This is a genomic window from Aurantibrevibacter litoralis, assembly GCF_034651555.1.
GTDB classification, from domain to species: domain Bacteria; phylum Bacteroidota; class Bacteroidia; order Flavobacteriales; family Flavobacteriaceae; genus Aurantibrevibacter; species Aurantibrevibacter litoralis.
In genome coordinates this window covers 105,431-131,357 of record NZ_JAYEEQ010000008.1, presented here as the reverse complement: position 1 = coordinate 131,357, position 25,927 = coordinate 105,431, and the positions used below count along the sequence as shown (strand labels likewise).

Genomic DNA, 25,927 nt, shown 5'->3' with positions numbered 1-25,927 from the left:
AACATCGCCATTGGCTTAGTTTACGATAGTGTAGGTACCGACTTGTACAGAAAAAAGGCATTGTTGCTACAAATGTGCCACATGCTGCTACTTTTGAAGCATCATTGTGTTTTTAACGTAAAATAGGCGTACCTTCCATGGTATTCTTTCAAAAATTCACCTATTTTCTTATTTTAGAAGCCATGAATTTTATAAAAGTAAAAATAAAAAAATGACGCTAGATGTCGTTTGTAGAACCTTAATACGTAGCCAAAGGAATTTTCTTCAACTACCGAGAGTTCTTAAAAGGTCGTGCCTGTTAGTTTTTTTCTGCATTGCGTCAGTATCAGCTCAGCTTGTAGAAGATAATTATGTATTTGTACCTATAGAACAGAACGCTACGCTACGTGGTGTAAATAAAATAACACAGGATTATCAAGGGTTTCTTTGGATGGCTACAGTAGGTGGTGGACTTATTAAGTTTGATGGGGTAAATTTTACCACGTATAAGCAAGATTATAATCAACCTTACTCCTTAAATAGTTCTATCGTTTATGTGGTTTATGAGGATTCGGCAAACCGTTTATGGGTAGGCACGGAGGCCGGACTAAACCGCTATAATCGGGATTTAGACATTTTTGAAGAAGTAATGATCGACCCCTACGTAGCAACTACGCATAAATTGCCCATACGGGCTATTGTTGAGGATCAGAACGGAGCGTTAATTTTAGGAACACATTATAATGGCGCTTATGCGTTAAACCCCGAAACGCTAAAGGCGATACAAATTCCATTAAAAACCGAATATCCAATTTTTGAACAACAGATAAATAGTTTGGTTAAAAATGGCAAAGGGACGGTTTTTGCAGGGACTAATATCGGTCTTTTTGAGTATCAGGATACGGTGCTAAAGCCGGTGATTTACCCCAATGAAAAGGAAGATTCCGTATTTCAGCAAGCACATATAATTGAAAGCATGTTGGTAGATGATGATGGATCTTTGTGGCTGGGAACTTTTGGACTTGGTATTATTAAGCTTAGTATTAGTCCTTTTAACTCTTTAAAATCTAATCATTTAAGGATTACCGACAAGAGAATATTGGCGCTGACACAATCTCCTGAGGGGCATATTTTGGTAGGCACAGAAAATGATGGACTCTTTGTTTTGGATAAGGACGGCAGTATCATGGAGAATTATCGCCACAACAAGGACGATTCTCGGAGCATAAAGTCCAATTCCATTTGGTCGGTTTTTGTAGATCATCAGGAACGTATTTGGATGGGAACCTATAATAAAGGGGTGGCGGTATCTGACAAATTTTTTGATAAGTTTAAGGATTTGGAGAGCATACCTAATGAACCTAACTCGCTGCAATCCTCTTCCGTTACCGCCATTATAAAGGATAAAAAAAATCGGCTGTGGATTGGATTGGATGGTGGAGGGATCGATGTTTACGATTTAGAGCGTAATGAAATCACTCATTTATCCGATCCGGAGAATCCTATTGCGAAAGGATTAAACAGCTTGGATGTATTGTCGCTTTTCATGGATAGTGCCGATAACCTATGGGTAGGAACTTGGAAGTCAGGTATATTTTATTTACCCAAAGGGCAAACTTCTTTTGTTCAATACAATATGAGCAATACCGCCGGTGGCTTATTATCTAATCGGATTATGAGTTTTGCTGAGGATAATAACGGAGTTATATGGATAGGAACTTTTTTGGAAGGTTTACACGCTTACGATACAAAAACAAAAAAGTTCACTCAAAAAAACAATCAGTTTTTTAGAAAATCTACCCTCGATCAGAGGTATGTCCGGAAAGTCTTTGTGGGCAGCGACCAATCCATATGGTTGGGGACTTCAGATGGACTCTTTAGAGCGCAACCGCAAGCTAACGGCGATTATACGCTTAGTTCCATGAAAGAAAAGATGTACCAGAATAAGGAGGTAAGGATAGTTGTAGATGTGATCGTGTCCATATTCGAAGATAAAAACAAGAATATATGGGTTGGTACAGATGGGGACGGACTTTTTAAATATATTCCGGAAGAAGATACTTTTGTTTGGTACAATGGGATGAACGGCCTAAAACACGAAACGGTAGCTTCTATAGTTGAAGATACCAAGGGAAATATCTGGTTAGGCGGTAATAAGGGGTTGTCCTATTTGGATGTAAATACTGAAGCCTTTGTACATTATGATACCAATGACGGGTTGTTAGCTAACGATTTCAACTTTAATTCGGTCTTTAGCGATGCAGACGGGATTCTGTATTTTGGAAGTTATAACGGCATTACTATTGTGGATTTGGAGAATATTCCGGTCAATCGCAATTTAGTAACGGTATCCTTCACCGATTTTAAGCTCTTTAATGCCTCAGTTTCTCCAAATTCCGAAAAATCACCTTTGGAAAAGGCGATATCCGAGACGAAGGAAATTACGCTTAACCATCGCCAATCTGTGTTTACCATAGATTTTGTGGGAATTAATTTTACGCGACCTGAAAAGAATCAATATGCATATTTTTTGGAGGGTTTTGATGAAGGTTGGAATTATGTGGGCAATAGAAGAAGTGCTACGTATACCAACCTTGCGCCCGGCGTTTATAATTTTAAAGTGAAGGCTACTAACAACGACGGTTTGTGGAATGATACACCAACACAACTAAAAATAACAGTATTAGCTCCGTGGTGGAATACCAAAACGGCATGGTTATCCTACCTGTTATTATTTGGTATTATACTGTATACTGTAGTCAAATTTGCCGATACAACGCTCCGAGAAAAACGACTCGCCAAATTTGAGCGAGATAGAAGAATACAAGAAGAAGAATTACACGAAAAAAAGATACAATTCTTCACCAATATTTCGCACGAATTTAGAACGCCCTTAACACTCATACTTAATCCCCTGGAAGATTTATTACAGCAAACTGCACTGCAATTGCCATCCGTAGTTACGGAAAAACATAAAATAATCCATAAAAATGCGAGTAGATTAAAACGGTTAATTGATGAATTAATGGATTTTAGAAAGTTACAGCTGCGTAAAATGGCGGTAAATGTGTCTCAAATTCATGTAAATGATTTTGTGTCAGAGGTCATTAGCCATTTTGACGAAGAGGCATCCTTAAAGAATATCATACTTTCCATAGAAACGGATGATATGCCCGTTTCTATTTGGAGTGATCCCGGAAAATTGGAGAAAATTATTTTTAATATCCTGTCGAATGCGTTTAAGATAACACCGGAGAATGGCACCATTACGGTAGGTATCTTTTTGCCTGCGAATAAAGTGATATTTCCTTTGATATCTGAAAACGAACCCTTGCCTGCTGTGGAAATTTATATAGAAGATACAGGTACCGGCATCAACAAAGAGGAAGTAAATCGTGTTTTTCAACGGTTTTATCAGGTAAAACACATGAATAGTCAATATATCGGAGGTACAGGTATTGGTCTGGAAGTAGTAAAGAGTTTTACAGACTTAATAAAAGGTACTATCACTGTAGAAAGTGAAGAGGGTGTTGGTACAAGATTTCGGATTTTTCTGCCTTTAGGGAATTCTCATTTTAAGCCGAATGAACTGTTTTCAATTTCCATAAACACAGGGCAAACAAGTAAAAATAGCATCACATATAATAATGATTATCAAGACGATGCATTTTTGCCGATGACTAAAGGGCTCAAGAAAACGTTACTGCTCATAGAGGACAATACCGAATTACGAGCCTATATAAAGCATGAATTAGAACAAGAATACAATGTACTCCAAGCTTCTCACGGTTTAGATGGTCTGGCGATTGCGCGGCATAAAATCCCCGATGTCATAATTACAGATGTTATAATGCCGGAAATGGACGGTTTTGAGTTTTGTATTCAAATAAGGCAAGAATTAAAAACAAGTCACATCCCCATTTTAATGTTAACGGCAAAATCTATGAACGAAGACTGGGTTAAGGGGATAGACTCCGGAGCCGATGTATATATGAGCAAACCTTTTGATATGAAAGTGCTTCGAGCGCAATTAAATCAAATGATGGTGAGCCGTCAGGCACTAATTAAAAAGTATCTTAAGGATGTTAAAAACACCAAAATTCCGGACAACACATCGATGTTGGACAAAGATTTTATTACAAAGGTGCTCGATTATATTCATAAAAATATAGCAGATGAAGATCTCAATGTAGAACAATTGGCGGGCGATTTGCATTTAAGTAGAAGCCAATTGTATCGTAAAATAAAGTCGCTTACCGGACAAACGGCCAATGAATTTCTGAGGACTGTCCGCCTTGAAAAGGCAAAAGATTTTATTGAAAGCGGTGATGTTTCCATTAGCGAAGTGTGCTATCAGGTTGGGTTTTCTTCGCCGTCCTATTTTACGAAATGTTTTAAAAATCACTTCGGAATACTTCCTACAGAATTAAAACGGATATAGTACAACAAGATACGGTTTTGGGATGTTTTTTATTTATGCTTTCCTAAGCATTCAGACCAAGCATATTTTTTAGCATGTATTATTTTTACTTGGAATAAGAGCATATTTTGTCAAATTGGTAAAAAAACCTTGTTTTTTACGATAGATGCTACAATTGTTACACGGATAGCTTCAATAGTAACATTCAGTCAAAGGTATTTAAGCGAATTTTATTCATTTTAAATACGCAGTATTTTTGATTATACACAATCATTTTATCTATGTCAGGATGAGCCTTGACCTCAAAAAAACAGCAGCTATATCTTGATTAATAAGAAATAGAATTTCTTGAAACGAGCCATGTTAAAAAAGGGTAATACACAGGAGAATGACTATTGGCGAGCAACATTCCTGAACTGAGCGCAGTCGAAGTTTGACCGACTAAAAAAATAAATATAAACAGATGAAACGATTATCATTAAGTTCTTATTTCCTTGTACTATTGTGCTTCATTTTATTTGGTATTGGCAGTATTTCTTGTAAGGATGGAAACCAAAAGATTTTACCGATTACACAAAAAAAATCTACACTCAGCACAGCATTTTCGGAAGATTTTTATATTGGAGCAGCACTAAGTGCCAGGGTTATTCGTAAAGAGGACACATTGGCAGTGGAAACACTTAAAAGGGAATTTAGTGCAATAAGTCCCGAAAATGACATGAAATGGATGCTTATTCATCCGGAGGAAGATCGTTTTAACTTTGAAACCGCAGATGCTTATGTAGATTTAGGTCTAAAAAATAATATGCATATTCTGGGGCACACCTTGGTGTGGCATAGTCAACTTGCCGATTATGTGAATCAACTAAAAGACAGTACTTCATTGGCCAACCACCTTAAAGACCATATTACTACCATTGTATCGCGTTATAAAGGAAAAATAGATGCATGGGATGTGGTCAACGAGGCCTTAAATGAAGATGGTACACTTCGCCAAACAATTTTTTTGGAAGTGTTGGGCGAGAGCTATTTGGAAAATGCTTTTAAATGGACATCTCAGATAGATCCTATGGCACAATTGATTTATAATGACTACAATCTTTGTAACCCTGAAAAGCGTGCCGGAGTAGTGAAATTGGTGAAACAATTACAATCTAAAAACATAAAGATAGATGCAGTGGGTATGCAGGGACATTGGAATCTTAAAGAACCAACCTTAACGGAAATAGAAAACAGTATTCTGGCTTATCATGATCTTGGGGTTAAAGTGTTGGTTACAGAATTAGACATTACCGTGCTACCAAATCCGTGGGACCTGCAAGGCGCCGAGATTAGTCAAAATTTTGAAGGAAGCCCGTTTATGAATCCTTATCCGGATCAACTGCCAGATTCTGTACAGGTACAGCTTGCAAAACGCTATCAGGATATTTTTCAACTTTTTTTAAAGCATAGGGATAAAATAGACCGGGTTACCTTTTGGGGTATTCACGATGGTAGTTCTTGGCTCAACGGTTGGCCTATTCGCGGCAGAACCAATTATCCCTTACTTTTTGATAGGTCCTATAGACCCAAAATGGCATATGATAGCATTATGGCACTAAAAGACTAAACCCTCCAACCAATTTCCAAATTTATGACCACCAAAACACAAATGTTAACCGTTAAGGAAAAAATAGGGTATAGTTTAGGCGATCTTTCCGCCAACCTAGTTTTTCAAACATTAATTACCTATTTAGCCTATTTCTACACGGATATTTATGGTCTAGAGACCAATCATGCTTCAATAATCATGTTAATTGTTGGGCTTGTTGCCGCTTTTGTGTTTAACCCCGTGATTGGTGCTCTGGCCGACAGAACCAAATCGCAATGGGGAAAATTTAGGCCTTGGATTTTGTTTACCGCCATACCTTTGGGCGTTGTGGCACTATTGGCTTTTAGTACGCCGAATTTTGAATACAGGGGAAAGGTGATTTATGCGGTGGTTACCTACACTTTGTTGTTATTGCTGTATGCCGCAAATAATTTGCCCTATTCTGCATTAAGTGGCGTTATTACAGGAAATATGGCAGACCGAAACAGTTTGTCGTCTTATCGTTTTGTGGCCGTGATGTTTGCTCAATTTTTTGTTCAAGTTTTTATGTTGCCCATCATAGAATCTGCGGGAAATGGAAATAAAGCCTTAGGTATTGAAATCGTTATGACATGGTTGGCCGTTATTGGCACCCTAATGTTGGTGATAACATTTTTTACAACCAGAGAACGTATTATACCCACTGAAGAGCAAAAGTCGACCCTTAAGGAAGATTTAAACGATTTGTTTCGGAACAGACCGTGGGTTATTATGTTGTTGGTAACCACCTTAGTATTCATAACCTTAGCGATGAAAGGAGGTTCTTACGTGTATTATTTTGAGAACTACATCGATAAAGCAACACTAACACAATTTATGAGGCCGCTTTTAGATTTCCTATCTCAAATTGGCGTAAATTTTTTTGGTGAGAATCCGGTTTCTGCCGGGTTTGGGCTGTTCAACGCCGGCGGTATCATCTTTATGATCATAGGGATTACGTTTTCTAAATATTTTGCCGATAAATACGGGAAAAGAGATGTATTTCAAGTGGCCCTGTTCTTATCTACCATTTTTATCTTCATATTTTATTTTTTCTCAAAAACGGCAGTAGCCCTTATTTTTATATCACAAATTTTACATGGATTTTTTTATGGGATTACCATCCCTTTATTATGGGCCATGATTGCCGATGTGGCCGATTTCTCCGAATGGAAAAACAATCGCCGTGCTACGGCTATTATTTTTTCGGCCATGATGGTGGGCTTAAAAGGAGGGTTGAGTATTGGGAGTGCCTGCGTGGCCTGGATATTAGGCCTATATCATTATGTATCTAAAGAGGCTGCTGTTGTAGGAGAACCCCTTGTACAACCGGAAAGTGCCATACAAGGTACGCGAATGCTGGTCAGTATTTACCCGTCCATTCCCTTCCTAATCGGTATCGCATTACTACTTTTTTATCATATAAATAAAAAGATGGAAGTACAATTAGAGTCCGACCTTAAAGAAAGAAGAACTAACTAAACGTATACCGTAAATTATGCCTGAAGATGCTATTGAACATATTGATTTTGATGCTTTAAATACCAACGCTATTTCACAGCCCTTAGTGTCCCACATCTTTACAGCGGACCCTTCCGCCCATGTATTCGAGGGTAAACTTTATATTTATCCGTCGCATGATATTGATGCAGGGGAGGCCTTCGATGATTTAGGAAGTCATTTTGCTATGGAAGACTATCATGTACTGTCTATGGACGATCCGCAAAGTAAAGCCATTGATCATGGTGTGGCCTTGCATGTAAAGGATGTGCCATGGGCGGCACAGCAGATGTGGGCACCGGATGCAGCGCATAAGGCGGGAACCTATTATTTGTATTTTCCGGCTAAAGATCATGAGGGTATCTTTCGAATTGGGGTAGCAGTGGGTACTGCTCCTACTGGACCTTTTACACCAATGCCGGAACCTATAAAGGGTAGTTTTTCTATTGATCCTGCTGTTTTTGAAGATTCGGATGGTGCATATTACATGTATTTCGGAGGGCTTTGGGGTGGTCAATTGCAGCGATGGCGCGGCGGTAAATTCAATCCCGCATTTCCGGAAAGCCCAACTGCACATCTACCCAAAGCGAGTGAGCCGGCTTTATTACCTTATGTTGCGAAAATGACAGCGGATCTTTTAGAATTTTCCGAAACCCCAAAACCCATTGAAATTTTAGATGAAAAGGGAAAGTTGATTTTAGCAGGAGATCATGACAGGCGATTTTTTGAGGCCTCTTGGGTACATAAATACAATGGAAAATATTATTTTTCGTATTCCACAGGGGATACACATTTTATTTGCTATGCTATTGGAGATACGCCTTACGGTCCTTTTACGTATCAGGGGCGAATTTTAAATCCGGTGGTAGGTTGGACATCGCACCACTCTATCTGCGAGTTTCAAGGCAACTGGTATTTATTTTATCACGATTCCAGTTTGTCCAAAGGGGTTACCCATCTGAGATCGGTAAAATGTACCGTTCTAGAACATAATCCGGATGGTACCATAAAGACGATTGACCCATACGGCGGTAGTTTTTAAAGCTAAAAGTAGCGAGTTTGTCAACGACGTTTCCTATACATTTTTAAACTGTCATTTTGAAGCCCAATCAGCAACAACGCTTCAGTTTCTTTATGCTTTATCTTTATGATCTTCCGAGCCTCTTCCGGAACACTAAAACCGCTTTTAGTACTGTTTATGAAGCTAAATTCTCCTGCCCCGTCGTTGAGCAGCGCTACACCATTTCCTGCGTTATAATATCCGGTTAATACTTCGGAGCCATAATAATTTCCAACGGCCAATACATCGGGTTTCGTGTCATTATTAATGTCTATTACTTCAAAATCGAAAATAGGTGCCCACTGGCTTTCATGGGGTAACGGGCTTAGTTTAAAATGCCCATTGCCCAAATTTTCAACGTATACCGATGCCAGTTGATAGGTTTTAAATAGTTCATTTTTATCAAAATCAAATTCCGAAAACAGTTGTTTAAAGGTGCTGCTTCCGTAGGCTTTATAGCTTTTGGCTATCCGTCTTACTAAAGGTAACTGCTTTTCTAAGGTGCCTTTTGGGTGCATCAAATACTCCTTATCATCTAAGATATAGGTCATAAGTGGTTCTATGCTTCCATTCTGGTCATAATCCTTGGCATATAGGGTTAAAGGTGCTGTTGGGCTTGCACTAAATGGGTTGTTTAATCCCCAATTGCCCACCACAAAATCGGTGTCGCCATCGTTATCAAAATCAGTAGCTACAATACAATTCCACCATCCGTTAGAAAATTCTAAACCGTTTTTATTAGTTTCCGATTGAAAGGTACCTTTTTTGTTGTAATAAATTTGTAGCGGCATCCATTCTCCAACTATCATAAGATCTTGCCAGCCATCTTGGTCTATATCTACGGAGACGGCATCTGTGACCATACCGGGATTGCGCAATGCAGGGGCTATGGAGGCGGTAACATCCGTAAAGACGCCATTATCATTTCGCAGCAGGTAAGATCTTGGCGAAAACGGATAGTTGTTCGGGTCTAACCTTCCCCCTACAAATAAATCAAGATCGCCGTCGTTGTCAATATCTATGGGGACTACCGTATGGGTAGGAAAGGTAATTTCCGGTAAACTTTTGGGACTATAGTAAAAATTGCCTTGACCATCATTAAGGTATAGGTTGTCTTGGTATAAGGCGCGATTGGCATAGTACTCTGAACTTCCGTTGGCACAATACAAATCTAAATCTCCATCCCCATCCGCATCAAACAACATTGCTGCGGAAGTTTCGGCTTGTTGTGCAAGACCAACCGATGCTAATCCTTTTTCTTCAAAAGTACCGTCTTTCTTTTGGACGTAAAATAGTCCGTCATTATTGGCGGTACCCGCTATAAAAATATCCTCTAGTTGATCTCCGTTGATGTCACCCGAAATTAAAACGGGACCGGGTCGGCTGTACCCTCTAAAAAATAGCGGCCATCGTTTAAAGTCGTCGAAACTACTTTCTGTATGTACATAGGGTATTTTTTGAGAGGACTCAATAGTTTCAAAATAGGTGGTACCTGGCGCTGTTTTATCGTTTTTTTTGAATATGTTCCCACTTTTTACAGGATCGATGGTTTCATTTATAGCTAAATCGTAGAGCCAATTCTCGGTAGTATCCGGCCATACAATATGTACCGAGTCTATTTGGGATTTGCTGCCGAGGCCAAAATGTAATACGGGCTCTACAGAAGACAAATATCCTCTTTGAGGATAAAATTCTGCATATAGGGTCTCTGTTTGCGCATACACACATACTTTGGCTCCAAGGCTGTTTGCATTGGGTTCAAAAGATACTCTTAGGTAATTTGCCTTAGGGTTAAGGCTTGTTGTTTGGTTTTCAAATAAAAGTACTTCATTATCTATATTATTGATGATAAGATCTAGGTCGCCGTCTACATCCAAATCGGCATAAACGGCACCATTGGAGTAGGAGGGATAGCTAAGCCCCATAGTTTCCGTGCTATTCAGAAATCGATTTTCTCCGATATTCTTAAAATAAAAATTAGACTTCTTAACGCCTTCCATTTGTTGCAATTGTGCTACCAATTGGTTCCTTTTTTCTTCCGGGGAACCATAAAAGCTATTGGCATTGTTAAAATCAACAAAATCCATATCGGTAATGTCTTTTTTATAGCCGTTAGTAATGTAGATATCGCGTAGCCCGTTATTATCAAAATCAGCAATTAGCGGAGACCAACTCCAATCGGTCGCAGCGACTCCGGAAAAGTAACCTAAATCGCTAAATCCTGAGGAGGTATTTATTTGAAGTACATTGCGAACAAATTGCGGTTGATAGCCTACATTAAGCGACGATTTAAAACGATCAAAGGGAATATCCGAGAACATCGTTTTTTTTCGAAGGTTATCCTCGGGAAGCATATCCAACACCAAAAAATCTAACATTGCATCATTGTTAATATCTGCAACATCTACCCCCATACTGTTATGACTTTGGTGTTTGAAATATTGAGTAATTTTATTCGTAAAAGTACCGTCCCGATTATTAATGTACAGTAAGTCATTGGACATAAAATCATTGGCTACATAGATGTCCGGAAACTGATCGTTGTTGAGGTCTACTACGGTTACCCCTAAACTCCAACCTTCAATAGCGATTCCAGCCGCTGCGGAAACATCTTCAAATTCAGGAATACCATTGGCATTTAACCCTTTATTGCGGTACAACCGATCTGTACTTTTTCCACGACCGTCTTTGCGCTGTCCAAAGGGATTATTTTTAGGGTACGCTTCTTTTGAATTATTGGCCAAAAACACATCGAGAAGACCATCCTGGTCAAAATCTAACCAAACGGCTTGCATGGTATACGAAGTAGCAGCCAGATTCATTTCTTTGGCTAAATTTTCAAATTTCACCTGGCCATTGGCATCCGTTTTATTGATAAAAAAATAATTCTCGGAATCTCCTAAGGCAAGATCATGCGCTGTGGATACATAAATATCAGGTTTTCCGTCGTTATTGATATCTACAATAGAGATACCGGTACACCATTTGTCTGTTATAAATCCAGACGATTCGGTAATATCCTTAAATTTTAAATTTCCTAGATTTATATAAATACGGCTGGGTACCATATTACCGCTAAAACAGAGATCGGGTAAGCCATCTGAATTGAAATCGCCAATACCTACACCGCCTCCGTTATAGAGGTATTCATAATCTAAAATATTGAGTACATCAGTCTCTGTAATGGTATTACTGAAATCTAAGCCCGATGTAGCTGAAGAAATTTTAGCGAATACGGGGCTTTTTGGCTCCTGTTTGGCACACCCTGCAAGTACCAAAACCACTATAAACGCAATACTTCGAAACATGGTTAAATATACCTAAAAATTATGGATGTAAAGAAAAAATTGATGCCAAAATCCTAGGATTTTGGCATCGCTTACAACTAACTCAGAACTACTAACTAACTCAAATTTTGTTTAATAACCCGGATTTTGATCTGCTTGAGACATTTGTGCATTATTATCGAGCTCGCTCTGCGGAATGGGCAGTAACTCTAGTCTTGGCACGAAATGCGCAATGGGGTCTACAGCAAGTTTTCCTTCTTTTCTCCAACGTAAAATGTCTCTATTTCGAATTTGCTCAGAACTTAATTCTACTCTCTTTTCGTGGATAATGGCTTCCATAATTTCGGTGCTATTACTCACCGGAAAGGAAGCGGTAGGATACGGAGGCATGGCTACACTTGGTCTACTTCGTACTTGGTTTAGCAATTCAATGGCTCTTGCCGTATTGCCCAATTCAAGTTCGCTCTCGGCTAAATTCAGTAAAACCTCGGCATAGCGAATAACGCGCATATTAATACCTCCGGTAAGAAAGCCGCCCGGATCTACCTTATACATTAAAGAGTATTTCCGCCAGCTAATCTTAGTGGTAACTCCTTCAAAAGTGGTTTCTTCGCCTTGCACATCTTCTAAAATTGATTGTCCGTTATTAAAAGTATCACCTAGGGTATAAAAGCTTTTTTCAAAACGCGGGTCATTCTTAGCATCTCCTTTTAGGGTGCGTTCAAATTCGTTTAAAAGACCTTCTGAAGGAATTAAATTTCGCCACCCCACGGCAGAATATTCTTGCGTTCTTACAGAGTGTTCGTTTCCTACGCCGTCTCCGGTACCATCCCAATTGAAACCGCCGATATCGGCATAACCTATCTCTACAATAGATTCTTCATTGTATTCGTTTTCTTCTTGGAAATTATCGTCATATTCTGCAACAAGGGCGTATTCCCCAGAATCTACCACTTGGTCAAAAACAGTTTTAGCATTGGCATAATCGCCGATGAACATATACACACGTCCTAACATGGCCAAGGCAGATCCTTTTGAAAATCTTCCTTTTTGCTCTGTTTGAGACGCTACAGGCAAGCCGGCGGCAGCTTCTTGCAAATCCTGTATGGCCTGATTTAGCACTTCTTGTTGAGACGATTTGGGTGCCCCATCTTCAAAAGAAGTGGCAAAGGTGGTGTAGATGGGTGCACCACCCCACAAACTTCCCAATTCAAAGTAGGCCCAACCACGAGTAAATTTGGCTTCTGCTATAAGCGCGGTACGTAGATTTTCACTAATGTCCGGTACCGATGGCCCTTGCGTTATGACAATATTTGATCGTAGTATCATGCGATAAAGCCCATTCCATACGTCGGTGGCAACCGGGTTGGCAGGATCGTTGGTGCCGATTAGGAGCTGGTTTCTAGGAGTTTCCAATTGTCCACCTCCCGATTTATTATCGTCTCCTCGTAAATCGTGAACAAAAAAGTATTCACGGGCATACATTTGTAGCGATTGAAGGGTAGCATAAATTGAAAAAACACCACTTCTTAGTTCATCTGCATTTTTGTAAAAGGTACTTACTACCACCTCGTTGGGGTTTATAATACTTAAATCCTCTTCGGTATCGCAGGATAGGGTAAAGAGCAACGCCGAAAGAATAGCGACAAAAACTTTGTAATTTTTCATAATTTTAATTTTTTCTTTTTATAACATTTTTTAAAAACCTACCTCAACCCCCATTAATATGGTTGGGGCTCTTGGATATTGCCCAAAATCGATACCCTGTATATTGAGGTTGTTGTTCCGAGCTCCTATTTCAGGATCGAAACCGTCATAACCAGTTATGGTAAACAAGTTGTTTCCAGATACATAAAAGTTCATGTTTTCTACGCCAGGAATACTTCGTGATAACCAATCTTTAGGAATAGTATACCCCACTCTTAAACTTTGAAGACGTAAAAATGACGCATCTTCCACAAATCGATCTGAGGTTCTGGTGTTTTGATTTGGATCTCCATTGATCATTCTTGGTACATTTGTATTCGTATTGGTAGGCGTCCACGCATTAAGAACGTTTGTGCCATGATTAAAAAGCCGTAAGCCACCTTCTGTAAATACCTTAGTGGCATTATACACATCATTTCCTTGATTACCATAAATATATAAGCTTAACGAAAAGTTTTTATAGCTGGCGTCAAAATTTAAGCCATAGGTAAAATCGGGGATAAAACTCCCAATAACCTCTCGATCGTCGGCATCAATGCTACCACTTCCATCCAAATCTCTAAAAATTAAATCTCCCGGTGCCGCATTGGCTTGGTAGGGAGTATTAGCATCTCCATCTAAGGCATTAAATTGTGCAATTTGTTCCTGACTTTGGAAAATACCATCTATACGCCAACCAAAGAAAGATTGAATGGGATCTCCAACAGCGGTACGGGTGATATCAAAACCTCCGGTGTCCGCATTGTTTCCAGCAAAAATAGTGCCGCTGTCTGTAGCCAGCGCAGTAACTTCATTTCGGTTTAAACTTAAATTGGCCGATACGTTCCATTGAAAATCAGTACCCGGTTTTGAAAAATAGGAGGTAGAAAAATCGAGTCCCCAGTTTTCCATTCCACCCACATTGGCTATGGTAGACCCTGAAAATCCTAATGACGGAGGTAAGGGTACGGCTAAAATAAGATTATCGGTGTTTCTTTCATACCACTCTGCGGTGAATTGCCACCTGTTTTGATACAGCCCTAAATCAAGACCAATGTTGGTCATTTTAGTAATTTCCCACTCCAATTCCGAATTGGCCAAACGGTTAAAGAAGGCGCCTTGAACTTCTTGATTGTCGATAATGGCGTTGGTGTTGGTAGATATACCGGCCTGACTTTCGAAGTTGCCTATACCTTCAAAACCTATCTTGCCCCAACTTCCTCTTAACTTAAGTTCAGAAAGATTTTCAAAACCATCCATAAACGATTCTTGTGCTATATTCCAACCCGCTGAGATACCGGGAAATGTGCGCCATTTGTTATCCTCAGAAAATTTAGATGATCCATCGCGTCTTAGACTGGCACTAAGAAGGTATTTCCCTCCAAAATCATAATTTACCCTTCCTAGGAAAGAAAATATTTGGTTCTCACCTTCGGTACCCTGCACGGTTTGGGCTTGCGTACCGGAAAGTACATTCAGATCGTTGCTAAGCCGTCGCCCTTGACCCGTAATGGTATTCTGGAAAAAGTCTTGCTCTTCCGCTACCGCAATCACATCTAATTTATGCTCTCCCCATTGCTTTTCGTAGCTAAGTTGGTTAGAGAAGTAATTTCCTGTAGATGTGCTTTGGTTGTCTATGGTGATGTTCTCATTTCTTCCCGCAAAACCATCAAAATAAATGGGTTGTAATTGTAAGTTTCTAAAATTATTCCAATCGATTCCTGCCGTAAATTTGTAACTAAATCCGTCGAAAATTTTAACCTGTGCATAGGCTGTACCAAAAATGCGGACGTTTCTATTGATGTTTTTGTCGATAAGACCACCGCGTAATGGGTTTTCAGGATCTGTGCCATCGGCACCATCCGGAGCTCTAAGACCGCCAGGAAGCGTAGGATCCCGAATTGGGATATAGGGAATACCTCTTATGATGTTTTGAATTTGGGTTCTGCCACCCAACTCGGCCTCATTTAGCCGTTCGCTGGTGGAGATGGTTAACGATTGCCCTATGGTAAGCCAATTGTTAATATCGTGATCGGAGTTTACCCTAAAATTGTATCGGGTAAATCCGGTACCTACAATAATCCCGTCTTGCCTAAAATAGCCAAAGGAACTGAAAACGCGTGATTTTTCTGAACCGCCCCGAACGCTTAAGCTATGCGATGTTGTAATTCCGGTTTCGAAAACCTCATCTTGATAATCGGTATCGGTTTGTGCAAAGGTTTGTGTAGCACCTTCAAAAATTGGGGTGTCTAATTGGCTCCACCGCGATGGGAATGTAGCTCCTGCATTTCCTAAAAGTTCCCGACCAAACTGTAAATATTGTTCTCTATTTAAAAGATCTAGTCTTTTGGCGGCCTGAGCAAAACCTGTAAACCCACGATACGTAAATTTAACATCGCCCGTAGTTCTACCTCTTTTGGTAGTCACTAAAATGACTCCGTTCGCAGCACGCGATCCATAGATGGCCGCTGCACTCGCATCCTTTAAAATGGTCATAGATTCAATATCGTTATTATCAAAATCGGTAAGACCTCCTACAGGATAGCCATCTACCACGTACAACGGACTAGAGGCAAAACTAATCGATCCTATACCTCTAATTTGGACGATAGGATCGGTACCTGGACCTCCGGAGTTGGTTACTTGAACGCCCGATGCCCTACCTTGCAATGCCTCGGCAAAACTAACCACAGGTAAGGCAGTTACGGCTTCTGCGCTCACGGTAGAAACGGCTCCCGTAACCGCTTCCTTACGTTGTGTTCCGTATCCGATTAAAACGACTTCATCGAGCTTTTGAAGGTCTTCTTCTAAAGAGATGTTTACCGTGGTTCTTCCATTAAGTGCAACGCGTTGGGTGACAAACCCAATATAACTATACACTAGTGTTGCATTGGACGGAACATTACTTAAAGTGTAGTTACCGTCGAAGTCTGTTTGTGTACCATTACTGGTACCGGAAACCTGAATGGATGCTCCGGGCAAAGGAGCTCCTGTTTCGTCTGAAACAACACCCGTTACTGTGCTATTTTGCGAAAGTACGTTGTGCATCGTCAGCAGTAACAATGCGAAAAATGTAATTTTGATTTTCATCATGTTTGTGTAATTTAAGTTGTTAGTTATCAATAAGGAGATTTAGGCAGTAATCTCAATGGGATAAAATTATGTTAACGCATTTTCTGACAATATCATTATTGAAGCAAACTCTATCAATGATGTTGCAATTGACCCTTATTTCCTAAGAAATTCTTAAAATGAGACATTATTTAATAATTATCTGTTAAAATATATGCAGTGAATTTTGAGATTTGACAGTATTGATTTTTTGTATTAAATTTTGAGTGCTATTTTTTGTAGGAAGCCCTGCGAAAAATGAACAGTGGGCTTGAGAAAGTTTGAGGGGTGAAGAATTTAAAGAAATGGGTTCTTTATTCGTAAATTAAGTGTATTTTAGATTTATAAGATGCTTTTTCGGAAGATTCAATGGTGATACATTTTTTAAATCGATAATTATGGAACATTCTCAAGCAAGAGATCAAAACCCAATGGAAAACATAGATGATTGGGAAGAAAACTTATTGGAACGATATCCCGACCCGGCGGAAAGTGCTAAAGAAAAGGAGGAATATCGCAATTATGTAGATTCGGAACGCGTAGAAACGGTGAAAGAATTTTACCGATTAAACCATACGTTTCAGACCTATGATTTTGTTGTGGCTAAGGAGCGAGAGTTTCTCAAATTTGACAAACGAGAAATGTCGCTGTGGGATGCCGTTGCTTTTTTGAATACCTTAGTAGACGATAGTGATCCTGATACCGATTTAGATCAACTGCAGCATTTGTTGCAGACTTCGGAAGCCATCCGTGCCGATGGGCATCCGGATTGGTTTGTGCTTACCGGTTTTTTACATGATATTGGTAAAGTTCTCTGCTTGTTTGGCGAACCGCAATGGGCCGTTGTTGGCGATACGTTTCCTGTGGGTTGTGCCTATTCCGATAAAATTGTGTACCCCGAATTCTTTAAAGAGAACCCCGATTATAACGATCCTCGCTTTAACCATAAATTTGGGATCTATTCGGAAAATTGTGGCCTGGATCAGGTTAAAATGAGTTGGGGTCACGATGAATACCTGTATCAGATCATGAAAGATTACTTACCGGAACCAGCTCTGTATATGATACGCTACCATTCGTTTTATGCACAGCACAGAGAAGATGCCTACGCCCATCTCATGAGCGATAAAGATTATGAAATGTTTGAGTGGGTTAAGAAATTTAATCCTTACGATTTGTATTCTAAGGTGCCCGTACCACCGGATGCCAAAGCACTGCGTCCTTATTATGAAGCGTTAGTGGCCAAATATTTACCCGAAAAGCTAAAATTTTGAGCGTTATATGAGGCCTAATCAAAGCATTTTAAAATGCTAGCAACCTATATTGGTTTTTTTGGCTTTACGATCTTCGTAATTATTTTCACGACCTATAAATTGCGGAAAGATAATTTTTCCTCTGCTAAAGGCTATTTTTTGGCAGGTAAAAGTCTTACCGGCCCCGTAATTGCCAGTTCCATGATATTGACCAATATCTCTACGGAACATTTAATTGGGATGAACGGAAGTTCGTATAAAAATGGGATTATCGTTATTGCGTGGGAGGTTACCTCTGCTATAGCGCTTGTCATTGCGGCTTTGTATTTTATTCCTCGTTTTATCCGCATGGGGCTAACCACCATCCCGGAATTTTTAGAAAGACGGTTCGATAGTTTTACAAGATCTATCGTTGCTTTTTTGCTTATGTTGTCTTTTGTGGTTACCTTATTACCCATCGTCCTTTATTCGGGTGCCATTAATATTGAAAGTGTTTTTGGTTTTACAGAACTATTCCAAATCACCAAAAGCGAGGCCCTACTTTATACCGTATTAACTATAGGTGTTATTGGTTCGTTATATGCCATTTTTGGAGGTTTAAAAGCCGTAGCGTATTCCGACATGTTAAACGGAGTCGGTTTAATGGTGGGTGGATTGCTTATTCCCGCCATTGCATTGTACCAGATCGGACATGGAAACATGCTTCAAGGGATGACCACCGTTTACGATTTTGCTCCAGACAAGTTTGATATCATCGGAAGTCCGGATTCCATTTTACCGTTTTCTACCTTATTTACAGGACTCATGATTAATCAACTTTATTTTTGGGGGATGAATCAGGCCATAATTCAACGGGCCTTTGGCGCAAAAAACTTGGTAGAAGCCCAAAAAGGTTTAATCTATACCGGAGTACTCAAGCTATTTGTTCCACTTATTATAGTCCTGCCTGGATTAATTGCGTTCTACTATTTTCAGGATGAATTTTACGACACTCCGGATCTTATTTATCCTTTATTGGTAAAAAAAGTCCTGCCCGCTTCTTTGTACGGTTTCTTTGCAGCGGTTATTTTGGGAGCTGTACTGAGCACCTTTAACAGTGTGTTAAATTCTGCAAGCACCGTTTTTTGCTATGATATTTATAAAAAAATAATTAATACATCTATTTCCGATACCAAACTGGTAAAACTTGGAAAAAGAACTTCCATCATTTTGGCCCTCATTGCCATTGGTGTGGCTCCATTGGTAGCCTACGCTCCGGACGGACTTTATTTTCTGCTTCAGGAGTTAAACGGTATTTTCTTTATACCCATATCATCGGTAATTATTGCGGGCATATTTGTAAAGCAAATTAATGCCTTTGGTGCCAAAATGGGGTTGTTTTTTGGTTTTGCCTTTTATATTTTAGCCACCTTTATTCTAAAATTGAATATTCATTTTGTGCATTTATGGGGCATTGAGTTTGTGTTAAATTTTATAATCATGTACGTGGCTTCTAAAATGTATCCTACGGAAGATTATATACCGGAAGAAGACGAAAACCCCGGAAAATCATGGTCTTTGGTGCATATTGCCGGAATTATTTTGGTGTTGCTTACAGTCCTGATCTATGTGTTGCTGTCCTAAGGATTTGTATTAGTACAGCCTACTTTAATAGCTATCTCATTGAAGTAATAATGGCTTTAATACTATTAAATTTAAGGATTGATTGGACAATAGTGAGGAAATTATAGTATTTCATTTTTGTTGTTGGTTAGCCTGTTTCAAGAAATTTTTTATTTTGGCCATATCACTTCCTCTGGATGAAGTACTGTAGTCTTTTGGTCAGTGGGGAAGTTTACTGGTAGTCTCAATGTTACTTCTCCGGTAGCAGCCCACTGAGCACCTCTGGCAAAAAGTGTTTGGAATCCGACACAATATAAGGCATTCGTGCCATTCTCCGAAGTGTTAATTCCGGGGATATCTTCAGCGTTATCTTCATTGAATACATGCCCCAACACCGTAACAAAAACGCTACCTTTGCCATAGGAATTTGTCCATGCAATGGGTTCATGTTCTCCCGAACCCCACATCTTTTTATCGGAATAAGCCGTGGCTAATATGGTAATGTTTTTCGTAAAGCCACGCATACCATGATAGAACTCGTCCATTCCGTGTATCCATTTCGAGGGCATTCCTTTTGTGATAGGGTGTTCCTGATTTCTTATGTCTATTGTTATTTCGTGTTGTTTCCCATGTGCCGGTGCCACACCATGATAAATGGGCGTTTCTGTAAAATTCTTTTCAACATCGTTCCAGAAAATATGAGATCCTGTATGCGATCCATACCACCCGATGCCAATGAGTTCTTGAAATTTCGGAGTTTCTTCATAAGACCCAACACCTTGGTGCACCACAACCAAACCGGCACCATTTTTTATAAATTGCTCTATTTGAAGTAATGGTTCTTCCGGAAGGTTTTCAAAACCCAAACTTGATGTGACAATTAAGTCGTAACGAGAAAGCTGAAGATTATACGCATGCCATTTCTTTTCATCGGTAGATTGAATAACATCAATGGTATAGCCCAAGGCATTTTGTAGAATGCTTTTAAACGTATTGGTTTGCAACAACACATCGTGGTGATCCATATCTTGAACAATTAATACATTTATGTTGGCATCACCTTTTTGGGCTATTGTACCTGTAAGGAAATATAGACTAAGTATGGCAATGAGTAGTATATTTTTAATTTCGGTTGGTTTTTAAGGTGTTTTTAGGCAAATGTCTGCATATTTTCTATGCATTTTTATGGTTATACCTACTTCTTAGTCTAAAATATGCTCCCTTTAGAGTGTGCTAAAAATCTATCTCGTAACAGCCAAATCAATTGATGCTTTTACTTTTTACCGATAGGCGGTGGTCCATCAATCATTGGCTCGTACACTTCATCGCCTTTTCGCTCTTTAAATTCGGTTTTTACCTTGGCCAACAATTTTGGATCTTCAAAAAGATCGGTCATGGTCATTGCCATTGTTTTTGCCGCATACACCATTCCTTTATGCCCAATGCTCATGCCACCACAGGCCACCACAGCCCAGGAGTGCCACGGCGTACCCTTGGGAGCCACGGTAACCCCTAAGTTAATGTTGGGAACATTCCAGCTTACATCGCCCACATCGGTAGAACCACCACCCGGATTTTCCTCGGTTTTGCGTAAGGGGTAAATGTTGCTATCCATTCCTACCTCAGGTTTTCCTGTAGCTTTTTGAATGGCTTTTCCAAATGCAATTTCATCTTCGGTATAGGTGATGGCACCCAGAAGTTCCAAATTTTTTTGCACAATTTCGCCTCCGGTTCGGTTCACTAAGGTTTCATAGATTCCGGAAACTAAAGAAATTTTATAGTCTACATTGGCCATGATGGCGGCACCTTCTGCCATCGCTTTGGCACGCTCATACACGGGCAGCATATTTGCTCTTTTAGGGTCTCTTACGCGCATCCATAAACGGGCATAATCGGGAACTACATTTACAACTTGCCCCCCATCTTGTATGTGATAATGCATTCGGGTTGTGGGTAGTACATGTTCCCTGTAGTAATTAATTCCGGTGGTATAGAGTTCCAAGGCGTCTGAGGCACTACGACCATTCCAAGGATCCATTGAGGCATGTGCAGCCTGCCCACTGAATTCCACAATAAAATCGATCAAAGAAAGCCCGCTTTGCACATCGGCTTCTGTTTCGGCAGAAGGATGCCAGCTGATGTTGGCATCTACACCATCCCACAAACCGGCTTTTACCATCCATACTTTGGCAAAGTATTTTTCTTCTGCCGGGGTGCCTAAAAATTTAACGGTTCCTTTTAATTTTCCTTCGTCTATAAGTTCTTTTATGGCGATAGCTGCTCCTAAACTGGCGGTGCCGAACAAATTATGACCGCAGCCATGCCCTGCGGCACCGGCATTAAGCGATTCTTTAGTGGGAACGGATTTTTGCGAAAGACCGGGCAAAGCATCAAACTCCCCTAAAATACTTATGACTGGTTTCCCTGAACCGTAGGTGGCCACAAAGGCTGTTGGAATGTTGGCCACACCACGAGTTACTTTTAGACCGTTCTTTTCGGCATAATTGGCTAAAATTTCTGACGACTGTTGTTCATTAAAAGCGGTTTCGGCCAATGCCCAAATAGAATCGCTTATTTTAATAAGAGTTTCTTTGTGTTTTTCTACAGAGGCAATGGCTGCGGTTTTAGTTTTGCTCATTTTTTGAGCAGAGAGTCCACCTGTAACACATAGGAGCATCAGATAAAGTACTATTTTTTTCATTTTGTAAAGGATTACGTTCGTTAGTATGGCTTTTTATGTCTTAAAGATACTCAAGTTCTCCTTAATTCCATACCCTTAAAATAAGTCTCCTTGCTAATTTTGAAAGAACCTTGTGTTGCGATTTTAAGGATAAGGCGTATGCTTCGCTGGGGATTAAAAATAAAATCAAGCAATACCTTTAGTGTTTTGGCACAATTTAGTACCCTACTACGTTATAGGCGCATCCCATATAGGGCGATGTTTTAAGGTATGTTTTGCCAGTACGCGCTGGGCTTCCGTTTTTACCTTAGCGTTATTTTTGTAGTTCCAAAGGGTGTCACTGGCATGCTTGCGCGCTTTTTCTATATTTATAATGGGTTTAGGGTAGGTAATGCCCGGATAAAATTGCACAAATTGTTGTTCTAAAACGGGTATTTTCCATGGCTCATGTAGGTAACTTAGCGGTATGTTTTTAAGTTCTGGCACCCATTTTTTTATAAATTTTCCCTGTGGATCATGGTCTTTCCCATTTTTAACAGGGTTGTAAATTCGAATCGTATGTATACCGGTTTCTCCGGATTGCATGTTGAGCTGTGGAAAATGAATACCCGGTTCAAAATCCAGAAAATGGTGTGCTAAATGTGCTGTGCAATCCTGCCATGGTTGCCATAATAGATGCGTAAAAAAGGATGCCAAAAGAGCACGTAATCTAAAATTTATAAATCCTGTAGCCACTAAACACCGCATGGCAGCATCTACCATTGGAATACCGGTGTTGCCCGTTTGCCATGCTTTTTGCCACTCGCTATGCACGGGTTTTTGCAGTTGATGATAGCCCGCATTAACACTCTTAAATTCCATTTGCCATTCCATTTCAAATTTTTGTATAAAATGGGCTTGCCATTGCATGCGAGACAGAAAGGCGTTTAAATTTCGTTTGTTTGATGGGTTTTTATAGTCCATCGTAATATGAAACACTTGGCGAGACGATACATTACCCCAGGCTAAATAGGGAGATAATCTACTGCTGTGATATCGTGAGGTTAGCGGTTTACTGTAGTTTTGGGTATAGCCCGATATGCGATTCTCCAAAAAAGAATGTAGGTACTTTAGTGCTGTTTGGCTACCCCCTTGTTGATGTTGCGGGTTTCTCTCTGTCTGTAGTGAAGGAATTTTGAAATGTATTTCATAGTCATTTAGTATGGTTTTTAAAGGGATCCAATTTCCTTTTACCAAATCGGGATTTTGTAATTCATTGGAGATATGGGTCTTCCAATCTTGCATCCAATTTTTCCTGTTTTTGAGTCCTCTGAAAACTCCATTAGCCACACTTTGGTGCCATGGTATGTGGTGTACATAACACCAATTTTGAACCATTTTATCTCGATCAAAGGTGATTTTTATTCCGGTTTCTTGATGAGAGAAAAGTTGGGTAATAGGGTGTATCGCATACAAGGTGTTTAACACATCTAAAATCTCGCCTTGCACCACAAGAAGTTTTGTTTGGTACATGGCTAATTGGTTCTGAATATCCGATAAACTTTCCTTGATAAAGTTAAAATGCATGCTACTGTAGTGCGCATTTTCCATCCAAAGAGGTTCGAAAACATAGAGAAGTAGCAGCTGTTCTCTGGTAGCAATGGCCTTTACTAACGGCTCATGATCTAACAAACGCAAATCTCTTTTGAACCAGACGACGACCATTACCCTACAGCCTTTTTATAGACGTCTAAACAACGCTCCCGAACCATTTTATGGTCTACCATGGGCTGCGGGTAGGTTAGTTCTTGTAGATCGGGCACCCAACGGTTAATATACTGTCGTTCTTTGTCGAACTTTGCTACCTGCGTCATGGGGTTAAAGATGCGAAAATAAGGAGCGGCATCGACACCGCTTCCGGCAGCCCATTGCCAATTGCCCACATTACTGCTCAATTCATAATCCAGAAGCTTTTCCGCAAAATAAGCTTCGCCCCAACGCCAATCTATTAATAGATGTTTACATAAAAAGCTTGCTGCCAGCATTCTAACCCTGTTGTGCATAAAACCTGTAGCATTTAATTCGCGCATTCCGGCATCTACTAACGGATAACCTGTTTGTCCGTTTTTCCATTTTTCAAACTCCAACGGATTATTTCGCCATTCAATTCGATCGTACTTTGGTTTAAATGCGGCGTGCACCGTATGCGGGTAATGCCAAAGAATTTGCATAAAAAATTCGCGCCAAATAAGCTCATTCCAAAAAACCTCATTGTCTTCAGAAATCGCTTTTTTAATCATTTTTCGGATGGAAACGGTACCAAATCGCAAATGCGGACCCAAACGAGAAGTTCCATTTTTTATGGCAGGGTAGTCTCTGGTAGCATCATAATTTTGAATGAGCTTTTGTGTTGCTACATAATCGGGAACTCCTATGGAAGCCGCTTCAAAACCCATATCGGACAAAGAAACCTTAGGTAATTGGGCATCGCGATGTAATTTGTGTAAAAGTGGTGCAGTGTCATACTCTTTTATAGCCGAAGTTGCTATAAAGGTACTTTTCCACTTTCTCATGTACGGGGTGTAGACTACATAAGGGTTTCCATCGTCTTTTACCACCTCGTTTTTTTCAAAAATAACCTGATCCTTATAGGTTTTAAACCCAATGCCGTGAGAAGATAATAGGTTGCCAATCTGCTGGTCTCGTTGCTTCGCATAAGGCTCGTAATCGTGATTGGTGTAAACGCAATCTATAGTGTAGGTTTTTAGCAGCTGCAAAAACACCTTTTCGGGAGTATCAAAATACAGCGCTACACCACTGCCAAATTCCGTTTTTAAGTGGTTATTTATGGTTCGTAGCATTTCAAAAATAAAGCTTACACGGGCATCGTCTTTGGGCAAGTGCTGCAAAATTTCGGGATCAAAAATAAAGATAGGCAATACGGGATGTGCGCCGTGCAGGGCATGAAATAAACCGCTGTTATCATCGACCCGCAAATCTCTTCGAAACCAAAAAACAGTTACTTTTTTATTCATCTATTTTAAACACCTAGTTAAAAGCAACTTAATCCATTTTTAAACGAGATAGTCCACCATCAACACCTAAAACCTGCCCGGTCATCCAGGTACTTTTGTCGTTCAATAAAAATACCGCCATTTCAGCAATATCTTGGGGTTGCCCCACTTTTTTTAAGGGGTGGCGTTGCGACATGAGTTCTCGTTTTTTGTCGTTGTTGAGCAGTCTGGAAGCCAAAGGCGTATCTACTAAGGAAGGCGCAATGACATTGACGCGTAATTTAGGCGCATATTCGGCTGCTAAGGCCCTACCAAATCCCTCGACAGCACCTTTGGCAGCGGCTACACTGGTATGAAAAGGCATTCCTTGACCTACTGCAACCGTACTAAAAAAGACCATACTTGCATTTTGTGCCATATACGGAAGTATCTGTTTTACGACTTTTACTAAACTAAAGAAATTTAATTCCATATCTTCTTGAAAGGTTTCTAGTCCCATCATTTTTAAGGGTTTTAGATTGATGCTTCCCGGACAGTACACAAAGCCATGAAGTTCATCGGGGAGTTGGGATACATCCAAGGTATCCGTCAACACATTAAACGGCATATAGGTTATCGCAAAATCAGCTAAACCTTTCGGAGAACGCGAGGCAACATAGATATGGTTTTGGTCATTTAAGAGCTGTACAATATGATTGCCAATCCCATGCGATCCGCCGATTAAAAGTATATTTTTTTTTTGCATTT

At 39.9% G+C, this 25,927-nt stretch carries 14 protein-coding genes; 6 read left to right on the top strand and 8 right to left on the bottom strand.

Going from position 1 to position 25,927, the window contains the following annotated elements; genetic code table 11:
• Positions 1-211: 211 nt before the first annotated feature.
• From U1E44_RS08935 to U1E44_RS08920, 4 genes are all read left to right on the top strand, one after another.
• On the top strand, positions 212-4,420 hold the full coding sequence (locus U1E44_RS08935; protein WP_322930727.1) for a two-component regulator propeller domain-containing protein: 4,209 nt from the start codon (positions 212-214) through the stop codon (positions 4,418-4,420).
• Positions 4,421-4,862: 442 nt separating this feature from the next.
• A complete protein-coding gene (locus tag U1E44_RS08930; RefSeq protein WP_322930726.1) occupies positions 4,863-6,008 on the top strand; it encodes an endo-1,4-beta-xylanase in 1,146 nt (381 codons plus the stop codon).
• A 24-nt stretch (positions 6,009-6,032) separates the two neighbouring features.
• Positions 6,033-7,490: an MFS transporter gene (locus tag U1E44_RS08925; RefSeq protein ID WP_322930725.1), complete on the top strand. Its 1,458-nt coding sequence runs from the start codon at positions 6,033-6,035 to the stop codon at positions 7,488-7,490.
• Positions 7,491-7,506: 16 nt separating this feature from the next.
• Positions 7,507-8,550 (top strand): glycoside hydrolase family 43 protein, encoded by a 1,044-nt coding sequence (locus tag U1E44_RS08920; RefSeq protein WP_322930724.1) that lies wholly within the window; start codon positions 7,507-7,509, stop codon positions 8,548-8,550.
• A 20-nt stretch (positions 8,551-8,570) separates the two neighbouring features.
• Here the strand turns inward: U1E44_RS08920 and U1E44_RS08915 are convergent, their stop codons facing one another.
• From U1E44_RS08915 to U1E44_RS08905, 3 genes are all read right to left on the bottom strand, one after another.
• Positions 8,571-11,876 (bottom strand): VCBS repeat-containing protein, encoded by a 3,306-nt coding sequence (locus U1E44_RS08915; RefSeq protein WP_322930723.1) that lies wholly within the window; start codon positions 11,874-11,876, stop codon positions 8,571-8,573.
• A 111-nt stretch (positions 11,877-11,987) separates the two neighbouring features.
• On the bottom strand, positions 11,988-13,523 hold the full coding sequence (locus U1E44_RS08910) for a RagB/SusD family nutrient uptake outer membrane protein (protein WP_322930722.1): 1,536 nt from the start codon (positions 13,521-13,523) through the stop codon (positions 11,988-11,990).
• A 30-nt stretch (positions 13,524-13,553) separates the two neighbouring features.
• Positions 13,554-16,634: a SusC/RagA family TonB-linked outer membrane protein gene (locus tag U1E44_RS08905; protein ID WP_322930721.1), complete on the bottom strand. Its 3,081-nt coding sequence runs from the start codon at positions 16,632-16,634 to the stop codon at positions 13,554-13,556.
• A 416-nt stretch (positions 16,635-17,050) separates the two neighbouring features.
• Here U1E44_RS08905 and U1E44_RS08900 point away from each other — a divergent pair, with 416 nt between their 5' ends.
• Together U1E44_RS08900 and U1E44_RS08895 are read left to right on the top strand one after the other, a co-directional pair.
• Positions 17,051-17,926 carry an inositol oxygenase family protein gene (locus tag U1E44_RS08900; protein ID WP_322930720.1) on the top strand — a complete coding sequence of 292 codons (876 nt, stop codon included), beginning with the start codon at positions 17,051-17,053 and terminating at the stop codon, positions 17,924-17,926.
• Between the two features lie 33 nt (positions 17,927-17,959).
• Positions 17,960-19,528 carry a solute:sodium symporter family transporter gene (locus U1E44_RS08895; protein WP_322930719.1) on the top strand — a complete coding sequence of 523 codons (1,569 nt, stop codon included), beginning with the start codon at positions 17,960-17,962 and terminating at the stop codon, positions 19,526-19,528.
• 149 nt (positions 19,529-19,677) lie between these two features.
• On the opposite strand, the gene U1E44_RS08890 is transcribed toward U1E44_RS08895, so the two are convergent.
• From U1E44_RS08890 to U1E44_RS08870, 5 genes are all read right to left on the bottom strand, one after another.
• A complete protein-coding gene (locus tag U1E44_RS08890; RefSeq protein WP_322930760.1) occupies positions 19,678-20,544 on the bottom strand; it encodes a ThuA domain-containing protein in 867 nt (288 codons plus the stop codon).
• A gap of 236 nt (positions 20,545-20,780) precedes the next feature.
• On the bottom strand, positions 20,781-22,208 hold the full coding sequence (locus tag U1E44_RS08885) for an amidohydrolase (RefSeq protein WP_322930718.1): 1,428 nt from the start codon (positions 22,206-22,208) through the stop codon (positions 20,781-20,783).
• A gap of 207 nt (positions 22,209-22,415) precedes the next feature.
• The gene (locus tag U1E44_RS08880) at positions 22,416-23,891 is read right to left on the bottom strand and encodes a cryptochrome/deoxyribodipyrimidine photo-lyase family protein (protein WP_322930717.1); all 1,476 of its coding nucleotides are present in this window, start codon (positions 23,889-23,891) and stop codon (positions 22,416-22,418) included.
• Positions 23,891-25,201, bottom strand: coding sequence for a cryptochrome/photolyase family protein (locus tag U1E44_RS08875; RefSeq protein ID WP_322930716.1), 1,311 nt, complete (start codon positions 25,199-25,201; stop codon positions 23,891-23,893). The genes U1E44_RS08880 and U1E44_RS08875 overlap by 1 nt, the downstream gene beginning before the upstream one ends.
• Positions 25,202-25,229: 28 nt before the next feature.
• Positions 25,230-25,925, bottom strand: a complete 696-nt coding sequence (locus tag U1E44_RS08870; RefSeq protein ID WP_322930715.1) for an SDR family NAD(P)-dependent oxidoreductase — start codon at positions 25,923-25,925, stop codon at positions 25,230-25,232.
• Positions 25,926-25,927: the final 2 nt, after the last annotated feature.

Coding starts and splice junctions, on each gene's coding strand:
- U1E44_RS08935 (WP_322930727.1), top strand. CDS start 212: ATGACGCTAGATGTCGTTTGTAGAACCTTAATACGTAGCCAAAGGAAT.
- U1E44_RS08930 (WP_322930726.1), top strand. CDS start 4,863: ATGAAACGATTATCATTAAGTTCTTATTTCCTTGTACTATTGTGCTTC.
- U1E44_RS08925 (WP_322930725.1), top strand. CDS start 6,033: ATGACCACCAAAACACAAATGTTAACCGTTAAGGAAAAAATAGGGTAT.
- U1E44_RS08920 (WP_322930724.1), top strand. CDS start 7,507: ATGCCTGAAGATGCTATTGAACATATTGATTTTGATGCTTTAAATACC.
- U1E44_RS08915 (WP_322930723.1), bottom strand. CDS start 11,876: ATGTTTCGAAGTATTGCGTTTATAGTGGTTTTGGTACTTGCAGGGTGT.
- U1E44_RS08910 (WP_322930722.1), bottom strand. CDS start 13,523: ATGAAAAATTACAAAGTTTTTGTCGCTATTCTTTCGGCGTTGCTCTTT.
- U1E44_RS08905 (WP_322930721.1), bottom strand. CDS start 16,634: ATGATGAAAATCAAAATTACATTTTTCGCATTGTTACTGCTGACGATG.
- U1E44_RS08900 (WP_322930720.1), top strand. CDS start 17,051: ATGGAACATTCTCAAGCAAGAGATCAAAACCCAATGGAAAACATAGAT.
- U1E44_RS08895 (WP_322930719.1), top strand. CDS start 17,960: ATGCTAGCAACCTATATTGGTTTTTTTGGCTTTACGATCTTCGTAATT.
- U1E44_RS08885 (WP_322930718.1), bottom strand. CDS start 22,208: ATGAAAAAAATAGTACTTTATCTGATGCTCCTATGTGTTACAGGTGGA.
- U1E44_RS08880 (WP_322930717.1), bottom strand. CDS start 23,891: ATGGTCGTCGTCTGGTTCAAAAGAGATTTGCGTTTGTTAGATCATGAG.
- U1E44_RS08875 (WP_322930716.1), bottom strand. CDS start 25,201: ATGAATAAAAAAGTAACTGTTTTTTGGTTTCGAAGAGATTTGCGGGTC.
- U1E44_RS08870 (WP_322930715.1), bottom strand. CDS start 25,925: ATGCAAAAAAAAAATATACTTTTAATCGGCGGATCGCATGGGATTGGC.